The 20,875-nt window shown below is 63.0% G+C and carries 18 protein-coding genes; 11 read left to right on the top strand and 7 right to left on the bottom strand.

What is annotated here, in order from left to right; genetic code table 11:
* Window positions 1–4: 4 nt before the first annotated feature.
* Window positions 5–1,108, bottom strand: coding sequence for a DNA glycosylase AlkZ-like family protein (locus J3S28_RS09215; RefSeq protein ID WP_207839861.1), 1,104 nt, complete (start codon window positions 1,106–1,108; stop codon window positions 5–7).
* Between the two features lie 118 nt (window positions 1,109–1,226).
* On the opposite strand from J3S28_RS09215, the gene J3S28_RS09210 reads away from it, so the two are divergent.
* Together J3S28_RS09210 and ychF are read left to right on the top strand one after the other, a co-directional pair.
* Complete coding sequence (locus J3S28_RS09210) at window positions 1,227–2,453, top strand: AI-2E family transporter (RefSeq protein ID WP_207839859.1); 1,227 nt, start codon at window positions 1,227–1,229, stop codon at window positions 2,451–2,453.
* Window positions 2,454–2,578: 125 nt separating this feature from the next.
* Entirely contained in the window at window positions 2,579–3,658 is a 1,080-nt protein-coding gene (gene ychF / locus J3S28_RS09205) for a redox-regulated ATPase YchF (RefSeq protein WP_207839857.1), read from the top strand.
* Between the two features lie 80 nt (window positions 3,659–3,738).
* Here ychF and J3S28_RS09200 read toward each other — a convergent pair whose 3' ends face one another.
* A complete protein-coding gene (locus tag J3S28_RS09200) occupies window positions 3,739–3,954 on the bottom strand; it encodes a tyrosine-type recombinase/integrase (protein ID WP_207840750.1) in 216 nt (71 codons plus the stop codon).
* A gap of 8 nt (window positions 3,955–3,962) precedes the next feature.
* On the opposite strand from J3S28_RS09200, the gene J3S28_RS09195 reads away from it, so the two are divergent.
* The 4 genes from J3S28_RS09195 (at window position 3,963) to J3S28_RS09180 (ending at window position 7,735) form a co-directional block, all read left to right on the top strand.
* Entirely contained in the window at window positions 3,963–4,283 is a 321-nt protein-coding gene (locus J3S28_RS09195; RefSeq protein ID WP_207839855.1) for a hypothetical protein, read from the top strand.
* Window positions 4,284–4,343: 60 nt separating this feature from the next.
* Window positions 4,344–4,673, top strand: coding sequence for a hypothetical protein (locus J3S28_RS09190; protein ID WP_207839852.1), 330 nt, complete (start codon window positions 4,344–4,346; stop codon window positions 4,671–4,673).
* 765 nt (window positions 4,674–5,438) lie between these two features.
* On the top strand, window positions 5,439–6,593 hold the full coding sequence (locus J3S28_RS09185) for an acyl-CoA dehydrogenase family protein (RefSeq protein WP_372435991.1): 1,155 nt from the start codon (window positions 5,439–5,441) through the stop codon (window positions 6,591–6,593).
* A complete protein-coding gene (locus tag J3S28_RS09180; RefSeq protein WP_207839849.1) occupies window positions 6,590–7,735 on the top strand; it encodes an acyl-CoA dehydrogenase family protein in 1,146 nt (381 codons plus the stop codon). Before J3S28_RS09185 ends, J3S28_RS09180 begins: the two co-directional genes overlap by 4 nt.
* 84 nt (window positions 7,736–7,819) lie before the next feature.
* Here J3S28_RS09180 and J3S28_RS09175 read toward each other — a convergent pair whose 3' ends face one another.
* From J3S28_RS09175 to J3S28_RS09160, 4 genes are all read right to left on the bottom strand, one after another.
* Window positions 7,820–9,670 (bottom strand): AMP-dependent synthetase/ligase, encoded by a 1,851-nt coding sequence (locus tag J3S28_RS09175; RefSeq protein WP_207839847.1) that lies wholly within the window; start codon window positions 9,668–9,670, stop codon window positions 7,820–7,822.
* A gap of 33 nt (window positions 9,671–9,703) precedes the next feature.
* On the bottom strand, window positions 9,704–11,728 hold the full coding sequence (locus tag J3S28_RS09170; protein WP_207839845.1) for a flavin-containing monooxygenase: 2,025 nt from the start codon (window positions 11,726–11,728) through the stop codon (window positions 9,704–9,706).
* Between the two features lie 126 nt (window positions 11,729–11,854).
* Complete coding sequence (locus J3S28_RS09165; RefSeq protein ID WP_207839843.1) at window positions 11,855–13,006, bottom strand: CaiB/BaiF CoA transferase family protein; 1,152 nt, start codon at window positions 13,004–13,006, stop codon at window positions 11,855–11,857.
* Window positions 13,003–14,322: an oxygenase MpaB family protein gene (locus J3S28_RS09160; protein ID WP_207839841.1), complete on the bottom strand. Its 1,320-nt coding sequence runs from the start codon at window positions 14,320–14,322 to the stop codon at window positions 13,003–13,005. The genes J3S28_RS09165 and J3S28_RS09160 overlap by 4 nt, the downstream gene beginning before the upstream one ends.
* 158 nt (window positions 14,323–14,480) lie before the next feature.
* Between J3S28_RS09160 and J3S28_RS09155 the strand changes: the two genes are divergently transcribed.
* The 3 genes from J3S28_RS09155 (at window position 14,481) to J3S28_RS09145 (ending at window position 17,433) form a co-directional block, all read left to right on the top strand.
* The gene (locus J3S28_RS09155; protein ID WP_207839839.1) at window positions 14,481–15,212 is read left to right on the top strand and encodes a nitroreductase; all 732 of its coding nucleotides are present in this window, start codon (window positions 14,481–14,483) and stop codon (window positions 15,210–15,212) included.
* Window positions 15,213–15,288: 76 nt separating this feature from the next.
* Window positions 15,289–16,107: an alpha/beta fold hydrolase gene (locus J3S28_RS09150; RefSeq protein WP_207839837.1), complete on the top strand. Its 819-nt coding sequence runs from the start codon at window positions 15,289–15,291 to the stop codon at window positions 16,105–16,107.
* A 39-nt stretch (window positions 16,108–16,146) separates the two neighbouring features.
* Entirely contained in the window at window positions 16,147–17,433 is a 1,287-nt protein-coding gene (locus tag J3S28_RS09145) for a TetR/AcrR family transcriptional regulator (protein WP_207839835.1), read from the top strand.
* Between the two features lie 7 nt (window positions 17,434–17,440).
* Here the strand turns inward: J3S28_RS09145 and J3S28_RS09140 are convergent, their stop codons facing one another.
* Window positions 17,441–18,256: an enoyl-CoA hydratase-related protein gene (locus tag J3S28_RS09140; RefSeq protein ID WP_207839833.1), complete on the bottom strand. Its 816-nt coding sequence runs from the start codon at window positions 18,254–18,256 to the stop codon at window positions 17,441–17,443.
* A gap of 189 nt (window positions 18,257–18,445) precedes the next feature.
* Between J3S28_RS09140 and J3S28_RS09135 the strand changes: the two genes are divergently transcribed.
* On the top strand, window positions 18,446–19,834 hold the full coding sequence (locus J3S28_RS09135; protein ID WP_207839831.1) for an aldehyde dehydrogenase family protein: 1,389 nt from the start codon (window positions 18,446–18,448) through the stop codon (window positions 19,832–19,834).
* 120 nt (window positions 19,835–19,954) lie between these two features.
* Window positions 19,955–20,860, top strand: coding sequence for an MlaE family ABC transporter permease (locus J3S28_RS09130; protein WP_207839830.1), 906 nt, complete (start codon window positions 19,955–19,957; stop codon window positions 20,858–20,860).
* Window positions 20,861–20,875 lie beyond the last annotated feature (15 nt).

Here is a 20,875-nt window from a genome sequence, read left to right as displayed (position 1 = left end):
ACAGTCACTTCGTTTTCACGGTTCCAGGGTCGAGGCCTCGGAACTGAGCCAGTTGCGCCGCCTGCTCGTCGATGGCGGCCGTGGTTTTCGCGGTGGTCGTGGACCACAGTTCCACCGTGATGTTGAGTTTCTTGCCGGCCTTCGCCGGTCGCCAGGTTCCGATGGGCTCGGCCGCGGAGAAGATCACCCCGGGCCGTCCGAGTGCAGGCCAGGTCGCCTTGCGACGTGAAGCGTCGGGTATCAGGAGTTCACGGTCGCGGGCCTGCAGCAACGGGTCGTACGGACCGACCAGACGAAGTCCGGTGGCTTCCGGCGGATCGGTCAGCACCTCGAGTCCGTCGGACAGCGCCGATCTCGTCTGACCGTCGACGGACACGTCAGCGACATCGGAAGGCCAGTGGGCCTTGACGTCTCGAATGGGCGCGTCGAGGAACTCCGCGACCTGTTTCGGGGTGGCGGCACCGTAGAAGCGTAGGTGGTTGCGGACGACGTCGAACCGCTCGGCGGCGTCGGTTCCCAACCGACGAAAATTGTTCGGACGCAAGCCCTTGATCCGCCGCAGAACCGGGGGACTGGTGTCCGGCTGCAACTCGAGCCCCGCCTGCAGTGCAGCGAGCCGAAACGAGTTCTCGTAGGGATGAATGGCGTCGCACGGCTTGCAGTAGCGCAGAAAGTGATCGGGCAGCACCGAGGTCAGCTGCCTCGACATCTCGCCTTTGACCGTCGGAGTGGTGACGATCGTGCGCATCTCGGCCGCGAGCTCGGCCATCGCCTCGAGGGGATCGGTGCCCGCATCTCTGAACTTCTTGCTCGCGTCGTAGATCCGTTTACCCGCGTCCTCGGATGACAGGGGGCTCACGGCCACCGAGACCTCCGCGAGGTCGGCGCGCCGGTAGTAGTGCGGTGCGCCCCGGATCGTCCAGGCGACGGCCAGACTGTCGTCGGAATTATCGAATCCGCGGATGTGAAGTGCCCAGGGAGCGCCGTCGGGCCCGGAGTCCTGGATGCCGTAGTCGAGGAGGTCACACTCGTCGGCGCCGGGCTCGCGGCCGACCTGCTGGACGTGCCAGCGTGCCGCAAGGAGTTGAGAACGGGTGATGGTGTCCATGCGGCCTCCCGATACCAGATGTCGCTCCGGTGACGACCGTACGCACAAAGGCCGACATTCTGCAGGGCCGATGCCGTCCGAGGCGTCGAACGTCCGCCGGGTGTGTGACCATCAACCAATGGCAAAAACATCGTCGGGGGAACCACTCAAGGGTGCGGCGGGGGCGGATGAAAAGGACGTGGTGTCGAGTTCGTCCGCCGCGTTGACCCCGAACCGGGGATTCGTGATCGGGCAAGGCACCCAGTGGCTCGCCAAGCACAGCCTGCGCCTGATCCTCATCGCCGGCGGTGCCTGGGTGCTGGCGTGGATCATCGGTAAGACCTGGGTGGTCTTGCTGCCCATCCTCCTCGCCATCATCGTGTGCACGGTGCTGTGGCCACCGGTTGGCTGGCTTCTGCGCAAAGGCATGAACGCTGCGGCAGCGTCTGCTGTGGTCTTGCTGCTCGCAGTCGGGGTGGTCGCCGGGATCATGGGTGCGATCGCGCCATCGGTGGTCGATCAATCAGGAGACCTGGCCTCTCAGGCCACCGACGGTGTTGTGAAGATCCAGGAGTGGCTGCACGGCCCGCCGTTCAATTTCAGCGACGATCAGCTCGACAATGCGGTCAACGCGATCACCAGCCGGATCCAGGACTCCAGCACGACCATCGCATCGGGGGTGTTCACCGGCGTCACGGCCGCGACGTCGGTGTTGATCACGCTCTTCACCGTCTTGTTCTTGACGTTCTTCTTTCTCAAAGACGGTCCAAAGTTCGTCCCGTGGTTGCGTCGCACCAGCGGGGCGCCCGCTGCCGAGCACTTGGCCGAGGTGCTGACCAGGATCTGGTCGACTCTGGGTGGCTTCATCCGGACCCAGGCCCTCGTGAGCGCCATCGATGCCGTGCTCATCGGGCTCGGACTCGTCATTCTCGGTGTGCCCCTTGCCTATGCGCTCGCCATCATCACGTTCTTCGGCGGATTCATTCCGATTGTGGGCGCGTTTGTCGCCGGGGCCCTCGCCGTTCTGGTGGCACTTGTGGGCAACGGTCCCTGGACGGCGCTGATCGTGCTCGGCATCATCGTCGCGGTGCAACAGCTCGAGGGCAACGTGCTGCAACCGTGGCTCCAGTCGCGGTCGATGAACCTGCATGCGGCGATCGTGCTGCTCGCGGTGACCGGCGGCGGCACTCTGTTCGGCATCATCGGCGCATTCCTCGCAGTGCCGGTGGCTGCCGTGGTCGCGGTGATCCTGCGATATCTGAACGAACAGATCGCGATCAGGGCGGGGGAGAAGGTGGTGGCCGACGACGAGGACGACGACCTCGTCGTCCCAGACGACGGCGTCGCCAGACCCGAGCAGGCCTGACCCGGACAAAAGCACATGGTTCAGTCAAAAGCACACGTTGCAACGTGTGCTCATGACTGAACCATGTGCATCTGTGAGACGGCGGCGCGCAAGGTGAGTGCGACCGGGAACTAGACTGGTCACCCGTGAGTCTTACCCTCGGAATCGTCGGATTGCCCAACGTCGGCAAATCCACCCTGTTCAATGCGCTGACCCGCAACGATGTGCTGGCTGCGAACTACCCGTTCGCCACCATCGAGCCCAATGTCGGTGTGGTGGAGCTGCCCGATTCCCGGTTGGCGAGACTGGCTGAAATCCACTCCAGCGAGCGCATCCTGCCCGCCACGGTGTCGTTCGTCGACATCGCCGGCATCGTCAAGGGTGCGTCCGAAGGTGAGGGGATGGGCAACCAGTTCCTCGCGAACATCCGCGAGGCCGAGGCGATCTGTCAGGTCGTGCGCGTGTTCGCCGACGACGATGTGGTGCACGTCGACGGGCGCGTCGATCCGATCTCCGACATCGAGGTAATCGAGACCGAGCTGATCCTCGCCGACATGCAGACCATCGAGAAGGCGCTGCCGCGGCTCGAGAAGGATTCGCGCAAAGACAAAGGCCTCGTCGAGGTCGTCGCCGCTGTCCAGGAAGCGCAGAAGATCCTCAACGAGGGCAAGACCCTGTTCTCGCAGAAGGACAAGCTGGATTTCGCGAAGCTGCGTGAGCTGCATCTGATGACCACCAAGCCGTTCCTGTACGTGTTCAATGCCGACGAGTCGGTACTCACCGACCCCGAACGGATCGCGCAGCTCAAAGAAGTTGTCGCACCAGCCGATGCAGTGTTCCTCGACGCAAAGGTCGAGAGCGAGCTCCTCGAACTCGACGCCGAGGACGCCCAGGAGCTCCTGGATTCGATCGGTCAGGAAGAGCCCGGCCTGCATTCGCTGGCCCGCGCCGGCTTCCACACCCTTGGCCTGCAGACCTACCTGACCGCCGGACCAAAAGAGTCGCGCGCCTGGACGATTCACAAGGGCGACACCGCTCCCAAGGCTGCCGGTGTCATCCACACCGACTTCGAAAAGGGCTTCATCAAAGCCGAGATCGTGTCGTTTGCCGACCTCGACGCTGCCGGTTCGATGGCCGCCGCGAAGGCTGCGGGCAAAGTGCGGATGGAAGGCAAGGACTACGTCATGGCTGATGGTGATGTCGTGGAGTTCCGCTTCAACGTGTAGAGGTGCGGGTCAGAGGGCTGATCAGTGCCCTCCGTCGCAGTGCGTACGCAGCAGGTTTCACCGCAGCCGTGAACATCGCCTCAGCAGCGTCCCGGGTCCGGTCTGCAGCCTGTGGCCCAAAATTGGCTGTAATTGTTCACAGTGACGGTTGCGTTGCTGTGGCCGAGGGCACGCTGAACGGTTACTACGTCGTACCCCGTGGCGATGAGGCCGGAGGCGTGGAAGTGCCTCAGATCGTGGAGTTTGTAGTCCATCCCGGTGCGCTCACATCTGTGACGAGTGCGGTACGAACACATTGCTGAAAGTGGCTGCACCGCTACTCCGCGCGGCCGCACTCGCACGCACCGAACGTCATCGGTACCGCGACTACGTCGACGCCGGCATCGCCGCCACCACGTTCACCACGGGCGCGAACTACTCCGTGGGCGCGAAGGTCATCTACAACGGGCCGCCCTACCGCTGCATCGCCGCGGTGGCAGGAGTTCCGGCCGTTCTCGCTCCACGTTGCTGGACGCCGAATACGTCGCGGACAGGTTGTTCCCTTCTCGAACTCTTGGGGGCTGATCGTATTAAAAATAGTCAACACAGAATTGTTTACTTTAAATCCGGTTGGGTATTGCTGTGAACGAGAGCGGATCGTTCCCGAGGCCATCGCCTCGACCAGCCACCACCAAAGGACATTGAAATGACCAGCAGTCACAACCCGATGCAGCACGGCAACCAGGGCAGCGGCTTCCAGCCCGGACCTGCCGGCGGCGATGTGCGCCAGGCCGCGAACCCGGCCCGACGTAGCACCGAGACCAAGGTATCGACCAAGACCAGCGAACTGATCGTGTTCGTCCTCGCCGTACTCGCCGTTGCCATCACCGCGCTCGTCGTCGGCGGAGAAGACGGAAGCTCCGACCCGTTCGGTGCCGCCGAGGCTTTGAAGTACATCACCTGGCTCACCATCGGCTACATGGTCGCTCGCGGCCTGGCCAAGTCCGGCAGCCGCGAGAACTACGACGGCCACTAAGCCAGCACCCATTGACGCTGCCGCCGAGCAACGGCCGCGATCGCACGCCTCGACACCACATCCTGGTGTCGGGGCGTTTCGGGTTACCGGGAACCCGCAGCCAATCCGAGCATTCTCCGAGTAGGCGGCACCCCGGCTTCCGTCTCAACCCGAATGCTCAAGTCGAGTTTTATACTCTTAGAGCCTGGAACGCAGCCACCTGACGTCAACCGACGCCGACGCACGAATGCACCACCTGGCGAACCGATTCGGCATTCTCCTGTTCGAAATAGCGACCGTGGTTGTCGACGTCTGCCCATAAAGGCCAGCCATACGCGTGTGCGCGGCCACTCGATGAGTTCCGCGTCCAGACCAGCGCTTCAGTCAGCACTGCGGGATTCGGATGTTCGTCCTACGCCGACAACCATTGAGCCATCACTTCCAGCATGAGGCGGATCGTCTTCTTTTCTCCCTCGCCAGCAGCCTTCGCCAAAACCTCAGTGCACGAACAAATCTTGTTGCGAACAATCGTCGGCCGCCACCCACACGTCGGCCGAGAACGACCGTTTGTCAATTCCATGGTGTTCGCGCCAATGTATGGCAGGTCCCCGTTGGCGACCGTGTACGCGTTCTGGAGCGACTGACCTGGCTCTGTAGCGGTGGCAGTAGTCGCCTCCGCTTTGACGTTTGATCTCCACCCGGTACGAATCGAGCCTGGGTTACAGTTTCCGACTGAACGACTATACATAGTGTATAGACGAATAGTATGGTGGGTCGATGACCACCATGATCAGCACAGTCCCTGAATCTGTATATGAAGACGAGCACGAGGACTTCCGTGCCAGCTTTCGCCAGTTTCTCGAGTCCCGGGTCGTCCCCGACTACCTGAAGTGGGAAAAACAAGGCATCCTGCCTCGAACGCTGTTCGCAGAAGCCGGATCCCACGGCTTCCTCGGTATAGAGATCGGTGAGGAGTACGGCGGCGGAGGGGTCGAGGACTTCCGGTTCAATGCGGTGATCGCCGAAGAGATCGCTGCTACCGGAGCCGTGTCCTTCGGCATCAATCTGCACAACGACATCTGCATCCCATACTTTCAGAGGTACGCAAGCGACAACCAGAAGCGGCGCTGGCTGCCAGGGCTGGCGTCGGGTGAGCTGATCGCCGCGATAGCGATGACCGAGCCCGGCACCGGTTCGGACCTGGCCGGCATCGCGACGACTGCTGTTGTCGACGGTGATCACTTCGTCCTCAACGGCGCGAAGACGTTCATCTCGAACGGCGTGAACGCTGATGTGGTGATCGTTGCCGCGCGCACGGAATCCGGCTCGCGCCACGGTGGGTTGTCACTACTGGTGGTCGAGCGCGATACCCCCGGTTTCACTCGCGGCCGCAATCTCGACAAGATCGGGATGCATGGTCAAGACACTGCTGAACTCTTCTTCGACAACGCCCGCATTCCGACGTCGAATTTGCTGGGTGAGCTCGGCGGCGGTTTCAAGGCGCTGGTGTCGAATCTGGCGCAGGAGCGGTTGACGATCGCGATCGCGAGTGCGGCGTCGGCTCGGCGCGCCGTAGAACTCGCCGCGGAATACGTTCGCGAACGACAGGCTTTCGGGAAAGCGATCGGGTCTTTTCAGAACACCAGATTCACTCTCGCAGGGGCACTCACCGAAGTGGAGATGCTCGACACCTTTGTCCGTAGCTGCCTGCGGGCGCACGTGGCCGGTGCGCTCACCGCAGACCGCGCCGCGATGGCGAAGCTTGCAGCGACCGAGATCCAAGGACGCGTCACCGATCAGTGTCTGCAGATGTTCGGCGGCTATGGGTTCATGACCGAGTACCCCATCGCTCGCGCCTTCGTCGATGCCCGCGTGCAACGCATCTACGGCGGAACGAGTGAGATCATGCGCGAGATCATCGGGAAGGGGATGGGCCTGTGAGCTTCGATCGCACCCTATTCGAGCCCGAACACGAGGCGTTCCGGGATTCGGTTCGAGGATTTCTGGAAAAGGAGGCGGTACCCCACACAGACCGATGGGAGGCCGAGGGGCTGGTGGATCGGTCGTTCTGGAAGCTGGCGGCGACCCAGGGGCTCGTTGGCTTCAACGCACCCGAAGCCTTGGGCGGAGGAGGGTTGCGCGACTTCAGGTTCAACGCGGTCCTGAACGAGGAAGTGGTCCGGACCGGCACTGTCGGAGATGGTTTCTCGCTCACCAACGACATCGTCCTGCCCTACTATCTCGACATCGCTGACACCGAACAGCAGCAGCGGTGGGTTCCTGGCATCGTGCAGGGCGACAGCGTGATCGCTATCGCCATGAGCGAGCCGGGGACGGGATCCGACCTGCGAGCGATCAAGACCACCGCGAGGCGAGCGGGGGACGGTTGGCGGCTGTCGGGTTCGAAGATCTTCATCACGAGCGGGATCCAGGCCGACCTGATCATCGTCGCGGCCCGGATCGCGGACGAGGACGGAGGTGGCTTCGGTTTGTTCGTGGTGGAGGCCGGTCAGGACGGATTCGAACGCGGACGGAAACTGCACAAGGTCGGCCGAAAAGCCCAGGACACCGCTGAACTGTTCTTCAACGACGTCCACGTCAGTGGCGACAACGTTCTCGGCACCCCGGGCAAGGGGCTGCATTACATGATGAAGAACCTCGCTCAGGAGCGACTGTCCATGTCGGTGGTCGCGGTGGCCAGTGCCGAGTACGCGGTAAATCTCGCGCTCGAATACGGCAAGGAGCGAACGGCTTTCGGAAAGCCGATCGGCAGCTTTCAGGCGAACAAGTTCGCACTGGCCGAGTTGTCGACGAAGGTGTCGATCGCGCGGGTGTTCGTCGACCGGTGCATCGAGGTCCACAATGCGGGTGACTTGTCGCCGGCGGACGCGGCAGGCGCGAAGTTCTGGACCACGGAGTTGGAGTTCGAGGCACTCGACAGGTGCCTGCAGCTGTTCGGTGGATACGGCTACATGGACGAGTTCGAGGTGTCGCGGCGCTGGCGCGACGCGCGGGTGCAACGCATCTACGGCGGCACCAACGAGATCATGCGTGAGATCGTCGGACGGTCCCTCGGTCTCTGACAGCTCATACGCGAAAAGCCCCAGATACCGGAATCCCGGACATCTGGGGCTTTCGCTGTGAATCGAGGTTCTAAAGAAGCGGCGTCACCTCGATGAGGATGCGTAAATGTCCTCGATGACATCGTGGTACTTGGTACCGATGCCGCGGCGTTTGAGTTTCATCGTCGGCGTGAGCTCCTCGGAGTCGGGTAGCCACTCCGCGTCGAGCAGCCGGTAGGTCTTGATCTGCTCTACGCGGGACAGTTGTGCATTTGTCTGTGCCACAGCAGTATCGACCGCTTCTTTCACGCTGGGATCACCGATCAGTGCCGCAAGCGAGGCGTCGGGGAGACCGTGCTCGGTGGCGAAAGTGCGCGCGGAATCGGGATCGAGAACGATCAGCGCGACGTTGTACGGTCGCCCGTCGCCGATGACGCAGACCTGACCGATGAGTGGCGTGGCACTCTTGAGCTTGCTCTCGATGTTGACCGGCGACATGTTCTTGCCCGCCGCGTTGATGATCAGTTCCTTCTTCCGATCGACGATGCTGACCCAGCCGTCGGGGTCGATGGTCGCGATGTCCCCGGTGTAGAGCCAACCCTCCGAATCGACGGCTTCGGCGGTTCGTTGGGGATCCTTGCGGTAGCCCCGCATCACATGAGGTCCGCGCAGCAACAGTTCGCCGTCCGCAGCGAGCTTCGCCTCCGTACCCGGCTGGGCCAGACCCACTTTGCCGACCCGGATGTCGGACGGGATATTGGTGAAGCCCAGAGCTCCGGTCTCCGACATACCGAAACCTTCTTGCAGCGGCAACCCGAGAGCAAGGAAGAACTCGTGGACGGCCGGCGCGATCGGTGCAGCGCCGGTCATGAGCAGCGAGACGCGGTCCAGGCCCAACTGAGCGCGTAGTGGTCCGAAGATCGCAGACTCAGCTCGCGTCGCGGCCACCTCCAGGTCAGCAGGGACCACCTCGCGGCGTTGTTGAAGCTGCACTCGTTCGTTCGCCGCGTCGAGCGCGCCCAACAGGCCTACCCGCTGCGCGTCGGGCATGCCGTTGAACCGTGCAAGGAGCGCCGCCCTGAGCTTTTCCCACACCCGCGGAACTCCGAGGAACCACGACGGGCGAGCTTGTGCGACGGCACCGAACACCGAGCCGGCGTCCGCCACCGTGGTGATCGGCCACCCGGTCACGGTCGAGAGGTAGTGCGAGAACACGCGATCAGCAGCGTGTGCAGTCGGCAGGTAGGAGATCGCCGCACCGTCCTCGTCGAACGGGAACCGTTGGTTGCATGTGTGCATCACGAACATCAGGTTGGCGTGGGTCAGCTCCACCCCTTTGGGTGCGCCCGTGGTGCCCGAGGTGTAGATCAGGGTGGCCAAGTCAGAGGGCTGCACCGACCGCCAGGCCTGTTCGAAATCGAAGCCGGCAGTTCGGCGACGACGCACGTCGTCCAGTGTGAGGATGTTCGACGCTGCCGCAGGAGCCGTGGTCTGCACCGGCAGCGCGTCCACTACGACAACGGTGTCGAGGCCGGGAGTGTCGGTGCGGGAGATGACGTCGAGGAATCGGCTCTCGGCGACCAGCACCTTGTTGTCGGCGTTGTCGAACAGATAGCTGATCTGTTCGGGTGCCGACGTCAGATAGATCGAGAAGGGTGTGGCGCCCAAGTGCTGCACGGCGGTGTCCACGATGTGGAACTCGGGGCTGTTCGACAGCATGAGAGCCACGGTGTCTCCGTGTCGGACCCCGATGTCGTACAGACCCGTGGCGATCTCTTCGACGGCGGCGGAGTACTCGGCCCAGGTCAGCGTGCGGTCGTCGCCGAATGCGATCAGTGCGATCTGATCACCGCGCGCGGCGGCGGTTGCTTGGAACGCCGCGGGCAGGGTGGGTTCGCCGACCCCGGGAGCTGCGGAAGGTGATGCAGGGATGGGTGTTTCGATGGTGTCTGACATGAGAACCTCGTCTCTCGGGCGAATGAGCGGTGATCAGATCTGGTCGGCGTGACCGGCCGGTGCGCTGGAACTCTCCGCCACCGGGCGTCGACTGGCGAGCCGGAACTCATCAAGCCGTGGTTCGTGTACCCGCTTCCAGTAGTCGATGTACTTCCACGGACTGTTGGTCACGATGCGCCCCCGCTTGTTCCTGTAGTAGGTGCTGGTGCCGCCGAAGTCCCAGACAGTCTGCGCCAGAGCCTTGTCCAACTCGGAGTTGTACTCGTCATGGATGTCAGCGCGTACCTCGATCTCGGCCACGTCGTCGTCGATCATGGCGGCGAACAGCGCAGATACATGCTGTACCTGCATCTCGGTGCCGGCGATCACGGTCCCGCCGTGTCCGGTGTTCGTGTTGGGGCCATACAGACAGAAGAAATTAGGGAAGCCCGGCACCGTGATGCCCAGATAGGCCCGGCCGTCACCCTCGCCCCACACTTCTTGGAGCGTCTTGCCTGCGCGGCCCCGGACTTCGAGCGATGCCAGGACATCGACAGCCTTGAACCCGGTAGCCAACACGAGAACGTCGGCGGCGTAGTGGGTTCCGTCAACCGTTCGGACCCCATCGGCGGTGATCTGCTCCACACCATCGGTGACGAGGTCGACATTCTCGCGACGTAGCGTCTTGAACCAGTTGGCGTCGATCAGCAGGCGTTTGCCGTACGGGGGATAGTCGGGGAGGGCTTTGGCCAACAGGTCCGGCCGACCGTCGAGTTCGTGCTCGATGAACGCGGTGAGCCCTGCGCGGAGGCGGTCGTTGGCCTTGTTCACCGCGCGACCGAGGTGCGGGTACTCGGGATCCACCTGTAACAGGCGCCACACCTTGTCACCCATCCTCCAGAAGAGTGCTGCGCGGTGCCAGGCGAGGTAGTAGGGGACATGGCTGTTGAGAAAATGAGTCGCGTCGTCGACGGCCTTGCCTTTCAACGGATGCGGCATCGACCATTGCGGTGTGCGTTGGAACACCCGGACCTCGGCGGCGATCTCGCTGACCGCGGGGACGAATTGCATGGAACTGGCACCCGTCCCGACGACCGCGACCCGTTTGCCGGTCAGGTCCAGGTTCTGTTCCCACCGGGCGGTGTGCAGCGCGGGTCCCTCGAAATCCGCCAGCCCCGGAAGATCCGGGATGCTCGGTTGATTGAGCAATCCGACCGCGCTGACCACAGCGTTGGCGGTGAGAGTCTCTTCGTTCCCCGACCCGTCGGCGGCGCGGACGGTCACGTTCCACACGAACGCGTCCTCGTCGTACGCGGCCGTACTCACCTCGGTGCCGAACCTGATGTGTGTCAGCACGTTGTGCTTTCGGGCGAGAGTGTTCCAGTATTCGGCAAGTTCGGACTGTGGCGCAAAATGACTCGACCAGTCGGGCTTGGGGTCGAAGGACAACGAGTACAGGTAGCTCGGCGTGTCCACCCCGCAACCGGGATAGACATTCTCGTGCCAGGTGCCACCCGCTGCATCGTTCTTGTCGATGAGCAGATAGTCGATTCCGGATTGTTCGAGGCGCACGGCCATCGCCAGACCGGAGATGCCGGCTCCGATGATGATCACCCGGAACTCCGGATCCACCGGCGCGGTCGGCGCGGTGTACCGGGCATAGATGCCCATTTCTTCTCCGAGCAGCGTTCCATAGTCGGAGGGGATTCGATCGGAGAGCATCACCGAGAGGATGTGGCTCAGTCGTTCCGGGGTGGGTGGTGCCGCGGGGAAGTCCGTCGACCCATCACGCCAGTCCCGCAGGATTGCGCTCGCGGCCAACCGGATCGCCCGGCCAGTCTCCTCGTCGAACCCGCCGGAATCGTTGTTGCCCAGATCTTTCGGTGCTGTGGGCAGAAAAGGCGCAGAGATCCACCGATCATTGCCCGTGAGCAGCGCCAGTGAACCCAGCAGGTACGGGAGATTGGCGTCGCTGAGCGCACGATCCAGGTCGACGTCGGTGAAGTCACTGGACGGAACGAAGCTTCCGCGAGGGTTATCGCTCGGCGCAGGTTGTGCTACGGGAGGAGTCTGGGACATTCTTTGACCATACAGTCTGTCCAGACGTGGCGTCAATCACAATATGTTGGAGAATGGTTCCGGCACAACGCAAACGGTGGTTGCCCGGCCCAATCCGAGCAACCACCGCCTGCCCACGGCAGCTTGTCAGGTCTCGACGACGCCCTGGCTGATCAACTCGTCGATGTCATCGGCGTCGAAACCGGCGTCGGACAGGATGTTTCGACTGTCGGCGCCCGGGGAGCGCCGCGGCGTCGGCCTGGTGGGAGGTGCGCCGTCGAATCGCGGTGACGGTGCCGGTTGCACGACCCCCGCGACATCGACAAAGGTGCCACGCGCGGTGTGGTGCGGATGCTCGATCGCCTCGGCCATCGTCAGAGCCGGTGCGTAGCAGGTGTTCCGCCCCTCGAACAGCGTGTCAAGCTCGCTGCGGGTGAACTGGGCGATCCGGGCTGCGACGATTGTTCGGAACTCATCCCATCGGGACTGGTCGAACTGATTGTCCCGCACGTTCTGCGGAAGTTCGAGCAGGTCGCACAGCTCATGCCAAAACGCCGTCTCGATGGCACCGATGCTCACCCAGTGGCCGTCTTTCGTCTGATAGACGTCGTAGAAGAACGCGCCGGTGTCGAGAAGGTGGGTCCCGCGTGCCTCGGTGAAACTGCCTTCGGCACGCAGCGAGTGGAACATCGCCATCAGAGCCGAGACGCCATCGATCATTGCTGCATCGACGACACGTCCACCGCCGCCACCGCGGACCGACAACAGCCCGGCGAGCATCCCGATTCCGAGAAGCATTCCGCCCCCACCGAAATCACCCACGAGATTGAGCGGGGGTGTCGGCGGAGCGCCCTTCCTGCCGATCGCATGCAGCGCCCCCGTCAGTGCGATGTAGTTGATGTCGTGACCAGGCATGGACGCCATGGGGCCACTCTGACCCCACCCGGTCATCCGCCCATAGACCAGATTCGGATTGACAGCGAGGCAGTCATCCGGACCGACACCGAGCCGCTCGGCAACCCCGGGACGGAACGTCTCGATGATGCCGTCGGATTCGGCGCACAGCCGTCGCACGATCTCGGCGCCCTGTGGTGCCTTCAGGTCCACCGCCAGATGTCGGCGGCTGCGGAACATGATGCCGTGCCCGCCGACCGCCCAGGGATTCCCTTCGGGGCGATCGACGCAGATCACTTCCGCGCCGAGATCGGCGAGAAGCATGCCCGCGAACGGACCGGGGCCGATGCCCGCGAGTTCGACGATGCGGATGCCGGCAAGCGGAGGCGTGGGGGCGCTGGTCAACGGCGTGCCACCGTCGGCATGCCACCCTTGTTCGCGGCGATGTCTGCATGGACTTCGTCGGGTACCGCGACTGCTCGCGCCTTCTCCGATTCCGGAATGGCGATTGCGTCGTTGAACTGGCGCAACATGGCGAATGCCCTCTTCTCGTCGTCGTGCGGCAGCAGGCGGCCGATGCGGTCGGTCGCGGCCAGGAGCGGCCGGATCGTGGGCAGGACTGCCCGCCACGGAGTGCGCTCGGCCTCGAGTGCCTCCATGACGTCAGCCGGAATCCACGAGTGCAGCATTCCGTAGGCGAGGGACAGTCGACGATCGGTGGTCATGAACTTCGCTATGGGGGCGGGCAACACCTCGACGTCGCCGGGCGGATTCTCGACGCTGTACTTGATGACCGAGTGCACCACGTCTCGGCAGAGCTGGTCCGGTGGCTGCTCGATGAGTGTGTGCAGATCGGACTTCTTCCTTGCGTCGTCCGGGTCCGTGTGCAGAATTTCCTCCGGGACGCCGATGACATAACCGACGTAGCGGCTGAGCGCGAAGATGTCTTCCAGCTCCCGATCGGAGAATCGGATGCCCGAACTCTGTACGGCATCGACGAACTTCACGCCGAATTGCCCGGCCTGCGTCTCCATGCTGTCGAGGTTGTTGATGGGAATGCCCCAGTTCTCCCAGTCCCAGGCATCGGACTGATTGAGGCTGTGCCGCACCGCGGCGTGGATCATCCGCACTTTGGCGGTGAGGCGGAAACCTTCTTCGAAGCGATGCATCCCACCGGGCGTATACGCGGCGACGACGTACCGAAAGCTTTCGATCAGGCGGGTGCCGACCTTGTCGGGTTTACGCAGCCGGCCGCTGAACAAGACGGGGCGAGTGGCGCTGAACATCGAGAAACCGCCCGCGATCGTCGCCCAGGCCAGGATCGGCGGAACGATCGGTCCTGCGCGCCAGAACGCAACTGCACCTCGGTAGAGCTGATCGTGATCAACCCATTCCGGAACGCGATCGAGTTGCCTGAAGAAGTCGACCATCGCAGGTCCCGGTTCGTCGACCGCGTCGATACCCTGCTCGAGCGCGACGTCGAAGGTGCGCCAATTAGAGGCATTCGACTTGCCCTTGAACTCGAGCATGGCGCGGTATGCGTAGTCGTCGGCGAGTAGTGCGTGGTCGGTCAGCGTGGTGACAAACTCACGTCCGTACATGGCAATTGCTTTGTCGCGATTTGCGATTCGTCCCAGATCGATACCCCGGGGAAGTCCGCTGGGTACATCGAGATCGCCGGTGACTGCGGTTCGCCCGATTGTGGGTTCGGTGATGGTCATGGGGCACTCCCTCTGCGGGCCTCTGCCTGCATTGTGTGATGGCCGTTACAGCGATGGTAGACCGCGACTGAACACTATGTCTACACTCTGTGTATAGAACATCGGGAGGGCTGTGTACGGGAGGCGGCCAGGCCCGCTCACAGGGAAAGAAGGTCGAGATGTCACGGAGTTCGGGAACTGGCGCCCGCGCCACAGAGGTGGACCGGTCGGAAGCGGGTGATTCGACGGCAGTTCTGCGCGACCTGGTCGAAGGGCGATGGAGTTGCCGGTCCTTTGATCGGAAGCAGGTGCCCCGCTCCGACATCGAAGACATCTTGCAGATCGCCCGACGAACGCCATCCTGGTGCAACACGCAACCATGGCACGTGCACATCACCGAGGGATTCGCCACCGAACAGCTCAGACAGGCGATCGCCGAGCGTATTTCGCGGCAGTTGACCCAGGAACCCGACATCGACTTCCCGGCCGAGTACGAGGGCGTCTACCAAGACAGGCGTCGGGAGAGTGGATGGCAACTGTACGAGAGTCTGGGGATCGCCAAAGGTGACCGCGTGGCATCGGGCAAGCAGATGCTGAAGAACTTTGATTTCTTCGGTGCTCCACATGTCGCGATGATCACGACGGAGCGGAATCTCGGACCGTACGGCGCGGTGGATTGCGGGTTGTTCGTGAGCAACTTCTTGCTGGCGGCGCACAGCATGGGTATCGCCACGGTGCCCCAGGCTGCTCTCGCCGCGCAGGCGCCAACGATCCGTGAGTTCTTCGACATCCCCGCGGAGCGCCAGGTCCTGCTGGGGATCTCGTTCGGCTACCCGGACCTCGGCGATCCGGTCAATTCTTATCGCACCGGGCGCCAGAGCACCGCCGAGGTGGCCACCTTCATCCGCTGACCGTCGGTCGGCTGCTTGTTTCGCACGTTCATACGGGACGCACCTGCGGTGCGCCGGCTCGGAAACGGAGATCGACATGTCCGAACATCTGGTGGATATTCCTGGGGGACTGCGCGTCAACGTGCAGATCGTGGGGGACGGGGATCCGGTTCTGCTGATCCACGGGTGGAGTCTGAGTTCTGAGGTCTGGGATCGGCAGATCAGGGTTCTTGCCGAGTCGAACCGCCGCGTGCTGGCCATGGACATGCGTGGGCACGGAAAATCAGACGCGCCGCTCGATGGTTACGGCATCGAGCAGCTGAGTCGAGATGCATTTGCGGTGTTGGATGCATTCGATGTCGAACGTGCCGATGTCGTCGGGTGGTCTCTCGGCGGAATGGTGGCACTTCGGATGGCGTCCATGTCGCCGGATCGGGTCAGCTCGGTGGTCCTGGTCGCGTCCAACGGTGTGTCTGCATCACGGACCGAGAGCTTTCCCTTTGGGATGCCGGCCGACGTGCCACTCCCGAGAATCATCAACGGCGAGAAGGGCGACCGGATCAACTCGCGCCGCAGTGCGGTTGCAGACCCGTTCAAATCACCACCGCCACCGGAAGTTCTCGACTGGCTCCACCGCATCTCGCTGCAGACCCCCAGCTGGGCGGGTATTGCCGCCATGCAGACTTTGCTGTGCACAGATCAGGTTCATGTGCTGAACGGTTTGGCGACAACGGTGAGTCAGATCATCGGGGTGGCCGATCCGGCCTTGTCGGTGCGAGGAGCACGCTGGCTCAGCGCTGAGATCGGCAGCCAGTTGACCGAATTGGATTGTGGCCATTACCCGATGCTCGAGATGGCGGATGAGTTCGACGAGGCCTTGCTGATGGCTCTCGGTGCGACAGGGCCCGTACGCTAAGCCTGGACATGGTGTTCAGACAGCGCGTAGGGTGGCCTGATGAGCGAGGGGGCCTTCACGAGGCAACGGCCTCGTGACTTCGATGGCACGACTGCCGCGGAATTGGCGGTGTTCGAAGCGACAGAGGAGCTTCTGAGCGAGACAACGCTACAGGAGCTGACGGTCGCCCAGATCCTCGAGCGCGGGGGGTTGTCCCGCGCCAATTTCTACCACTACTTCGCCAACAAACACCAGGTCCTTGTCGCTATGACGTCGCGGCTGTTCGACCAGGTCTACGGGCAAGATGCACCGTGGGACAGTTCTCCAGGGCGTGGGCGCGCCAGAACGATGGGCGCGAGCCTCGAGCACACGCTTCGGCTCTGGTCGGTGCATGGTCCCGTCATCTGCGCTGTGGTCGAGCACATGCACGGCGAGCCTGCCGTCGCACGGGCGTGGCAACCCACCTACCGGCGCTTCCAGGCGGCGGTGAGTGAACAGATCGAGCACGAGCGCGTCGCCGGTCGCGCATCGGTGGGCCCGCCTGCCGACATGGTGGCGGCCATGCTGATCTGTGGTGTCGAGCGTGCACTTTACGTCGGTTCGCGTGGTCTCGATCCCAGACTTCCGACCGTCGGTGACGCGGTCGAATCGCTCGTGGCACTGAACGAAATCGCCATCTACGGTGGCCGACCGGCGCCGCCGGTGGCGCTGGTCGACCGGCGTGAGGTGAACAACCAGGTCGGCCCCTCGGTTCCCGAGCGCAAGGCTCGATCCGAGACAGCGCAGAGCATCCTGGATGCGATGCGCGAGCTGCTGCTGACCCACCCCTTGGGGGACCTCAGCGTTGCGAAGATCATCGACTGCGCTTCGGTGTCGCGCGCATCGTTCTATTTCTATTTTCGAAATCGCGACGACGCTTTTGCGGCCCTGTTCCAAGAAGCTGCCGAACGGATGGTGGCGAGCATGTCCGAGATCGCACATGCCGAACGAGGTGATCCCGAGCAGGTGGCGTCGGCGTTGCAGGGTTGGCTGAATCTGGACGAGATGACCACGTCGGTCATTCGAAATGCCGTGCACGAGTGGCCTCGTCGTGCCGAGCTGCGGGTCCACTATCTCGCGGCGATCGGACATCTCGCCGATCAGCTCGAATCGATCATCGAGGTTGATCGGGAATGTGGGCTGGCGCCACCCGGACCGCCCGCTCCGCAGTTCGCGGCCACGTTGCTCTGGATGGTCGAACGCACGGTCGCAGGGTCGCTGGCGGGAGAAGCGCATCTGGAAGACTTCGCGAGCGTCAAAACCATGCTGGCAGGGTTGTTGTCGACGGCCATCTACGGTCGACGCTGAGAGCGGTTCAGCTACCGGTGAAGCTGGGCTTTCGTCGGTTCGCGAATGCGTTCACACCTTCTCGGAAGTCTGCGGAGTCGACGAGCCGGGTCTGCGCGCACACCTCGTACTCGAGCACCGCATCCAACGTCGGGAGCAGCGCGACATTCAAGCCGTGCTTGATGGCGGCGAACGCGCGTGTCGGGCCGGCAGCGAGCCCACTGGCGAGTTCGATGACCCGCTCGGCGAGTTGCTCGTCATCGACCACCTCGTCGACCATGCCCCACGTCAGCGCGGTGTCCGCGCCCACCGGCTCGGCCGTGAACGCCATCCGCGCCGCGCGTCCGAGTCCGATGCGCGCGCCCAGAAGAAGGGAAGCGCCGGCATCCAGCGTCAATCCGACTTGTGCGAATCCCATCGTGAACGAGGCGGATCGGCTCGCTATGACCTGGTCGCAAGCGAGTGCAAGCGAACAACCGGCGCCCACAGCGGGCCCGTTGACAGCTGCGACGACGGGCTTGGGCATCCGGCGCAGTGCCCTGATGATGGGGTTGTAGTGCATGCGCAACTCGTTCTCGGTCCTGGGCGCCAGTCGGACGCCCTCCGCGACGTTATCGAGATCGATGTCGGCGCCCGCCGAGAATGCTCTCCCCGCGCCACCGAGTACCACGCAGCGAACGGTCGTGTCGGCCGCCGCTGCATCGATCGCGTCTCGGAGTTCCGCCTGCAGAGCCTCATCGAACGCGTTCAACGCCTTGGGTCTCGCCAACTGTAACCAGCGTAATGAATCGGACTGTCGGACATCGAGGACTTCGCTCTGCGAACAGTTTTCCCATTCAGCCATGACGACATCTTAGACTGGTTACTTTGTATGAACATAATGTCTTTAGGTTTCCACTCCGAAGACGCGCAGTGATTGACATCACGTCTGAACACAACGTATGGTCCACGACATGCTCGATTCGGATTCGGCACGCAGGATGCTTGCTGGACGATTCTCATGTCCCGTCTCGCCTCTAACAGGAGCAATCGAATGACCATCGCGTCACCGGCACTGCGTATCTCACCATCAGTTCACGATGAGGTCGCCCGCGCACGTAACGCCTTCACCACTGGACGGACCAAGCCGCTGTCGTGGCGCAAAGCGCAACTCGAGGGCCTGCTGCGCTTCATCGACGAGAATGAAAAGGAGCTCGCAGCCGCGGTTTCGGCGGATCTGGGACGCAGCGCGATCGCGACGTTCATGGCGGACATCGGTCCGGTTCGGCATGAGGTGCGGCACACCCTGGCATCGCTGCCGCGGTGGATCAAACCGGCCTCGGTCCGGATGAGCTCGGCCACGATGCCGGGAAAGGCCTGGTCTGCGCCCGAGCCAAAGGGCGTGGTGCTGATCATGGGTGCGTGGAATTTCCCGCTCCTCCTGACTTTGCAGCCGCTCGTCAGCGCTCTCGCCGCCGGAAATGCGGCAGTGATCAAGCCGTCGGAGATCTCGGGTGCAACGGCTGCGGTGCTGGCAGATCGCCTGTCGGACTACCTTGATCCTGACGCGGTGCGGGTGGTCGTCGGCGACGTCGAGGTCGGCAAGCAACTGCTCGAGGTCCCCTTTGATCACGTGTTCTTCACCGGCTCGACCACTGTCGGGAAGTTGGTGATGGGTGCCTGCGCGCAGCACCTGACGCCGGTCACGCTCGAACTCGGGGGCAAGAGTCCCGTGATCGTGGCCCGCGACGCAGATCTCGCTGTCGCGGCGCGCCGCATCGCGTGGGCGAAGGCGATCAATGCTGGACAGACATGCACGGCGCCCGATTACGTCCTCGTCGAGGAGTCGGTGCGGCCTCAACTGGTCGAACGTCTTCTCGAGGAACTGCCGAGGGCAGCCGCCGCTGACACCACACACATCGTGAACCGGCAGCACCTCGATAGACTCAGCGGGCTGTTGCATGATCACGGCGGGCACCGGTCAGGCGGTGAGGTCGATGTCGACAAACTCGCGATCAGCCCGGCTCTGGTCACCGACCCGGACGTGGACTCACCGCTCATGCAGGAGGAGATCTTCGGCCCGATACTTCCGGTTGTTTCGGTCGAGAACGTGGCCGCAGCGATCGATTTCGTCAGTTCGAGGCCGAAACCGTTGGCCCTGTACCTCTTCACCGAGTCGAGGGATGTCGAACGGCAGGTGCTGGATCAAACATCTTCCGGCTCAGTGGTTGTCAACCATTTGCTGTATCAGCTTCTGGTGCCGGAACTACCCTTCGGTGGAGTAGGTCAATCCGGTATCGGCAACTATCACGGCAAACATGGATTTGACACGTTCAGCCACCAGAAGGCGGTTCTCCGTAAGCCGAGCCGCCCGGACCTGGATGCCACGTACCCACCCTACGGCCGCCTGATGGAGAAGATCCTTCGCCGATCCATGGGGTGAATGCGTGGTATCGCATGAATGGGTCGGGGGATCCAATCGTTCGAAACGACCAAAGGGGTGGGAGATCTTCTCGCATCAGATGACCGGTGCCGCAACAGGTCCGGATTGGGGAATGCAGCGATGACTCTTTCGACATTGCCCGAGGCGAAGCCGGCGCAGCCTGGTCCCGAGGGGACACCTGCGCAGGGGAGTCACTCGGGTCAGTGGCCTTCCGCGATTGCCAAGCGTTTGCGTGGGGTGTTCACCGATCGCGTGATCCGGAGTTTCGGGACCATCGGCCGGTCGGCGCGTCTGACCGGGGAGATCGCCCGCTTTGCGGTGGTCGACACAGTCCGACTGCGTTTGCCCGTACAAGAGGTCCTGGAGCAGATGTGGAAGCTGTTCAAGGTGACCGCACTGCCGGCTCTGCTCATGGCGGTGCCGATCGGCGCGGAGGTCTCGGTGCAGGTCGGTGGCGTCATGGATCAGGTCGGAGCGAACTCGTTGGCCGGTGCGGCGAGTGGACTCGGAGTCGTGGGCCAGGGCGCCCCGATGGCAGCCGGACTGCTGATGAGTGGGGCCGCGGCATCGGCAATCGCCTCCGACCTGGGTGCCCGGGCGATCCGAGAAGAAATCGAAGCGATGCGGGTGATGGGTATCAATCCCGTCCAGCGCCTGGTTGTCCCGCGGTTCATCGCCATGGTGGCCATCTCGCCGGCCCTGTGCATCATGATCATCGCGGCGGGCGTCGGTGCGGGCCTGACCATCTCTGCAAACGTCAACGGCGTTGTGCCGGCGAGTTTCTGGCAGTCATTCGGGGCGTTTGCAACACCCGTGGATCTGATCTTCTCCGTGCTCAAGACGCTCATCTTCGCAGTCATTGTCGTCGTGATCGCCAGCTTGCGCGGACTCGAAGCAAAGGGCGGTCCGAAAGGTGTCGCCAACGCTGTGAATGCATCTGTGGTCCTCAGTGTGTTCTGCATCTTCATGACCAACTTGTTGGTCAGCCAGTTGCAGACCATGTTCTTCCCGGCGCAGCTGGCGTAGGGGTGATGACAATGA

The organism is Williamsia soli (assembly GCF_017377795.1).
GTDB lineage: Bacteria > Actinomycetota > Actinomycetes > Mycobacteriales > Mycobacteriaceae > Williamsia > Williamsia soli.
Note: the sequence above shows the minus strand (reverse complement) of the source record. Positions and strands in the feature narration are given on the sequence as shown.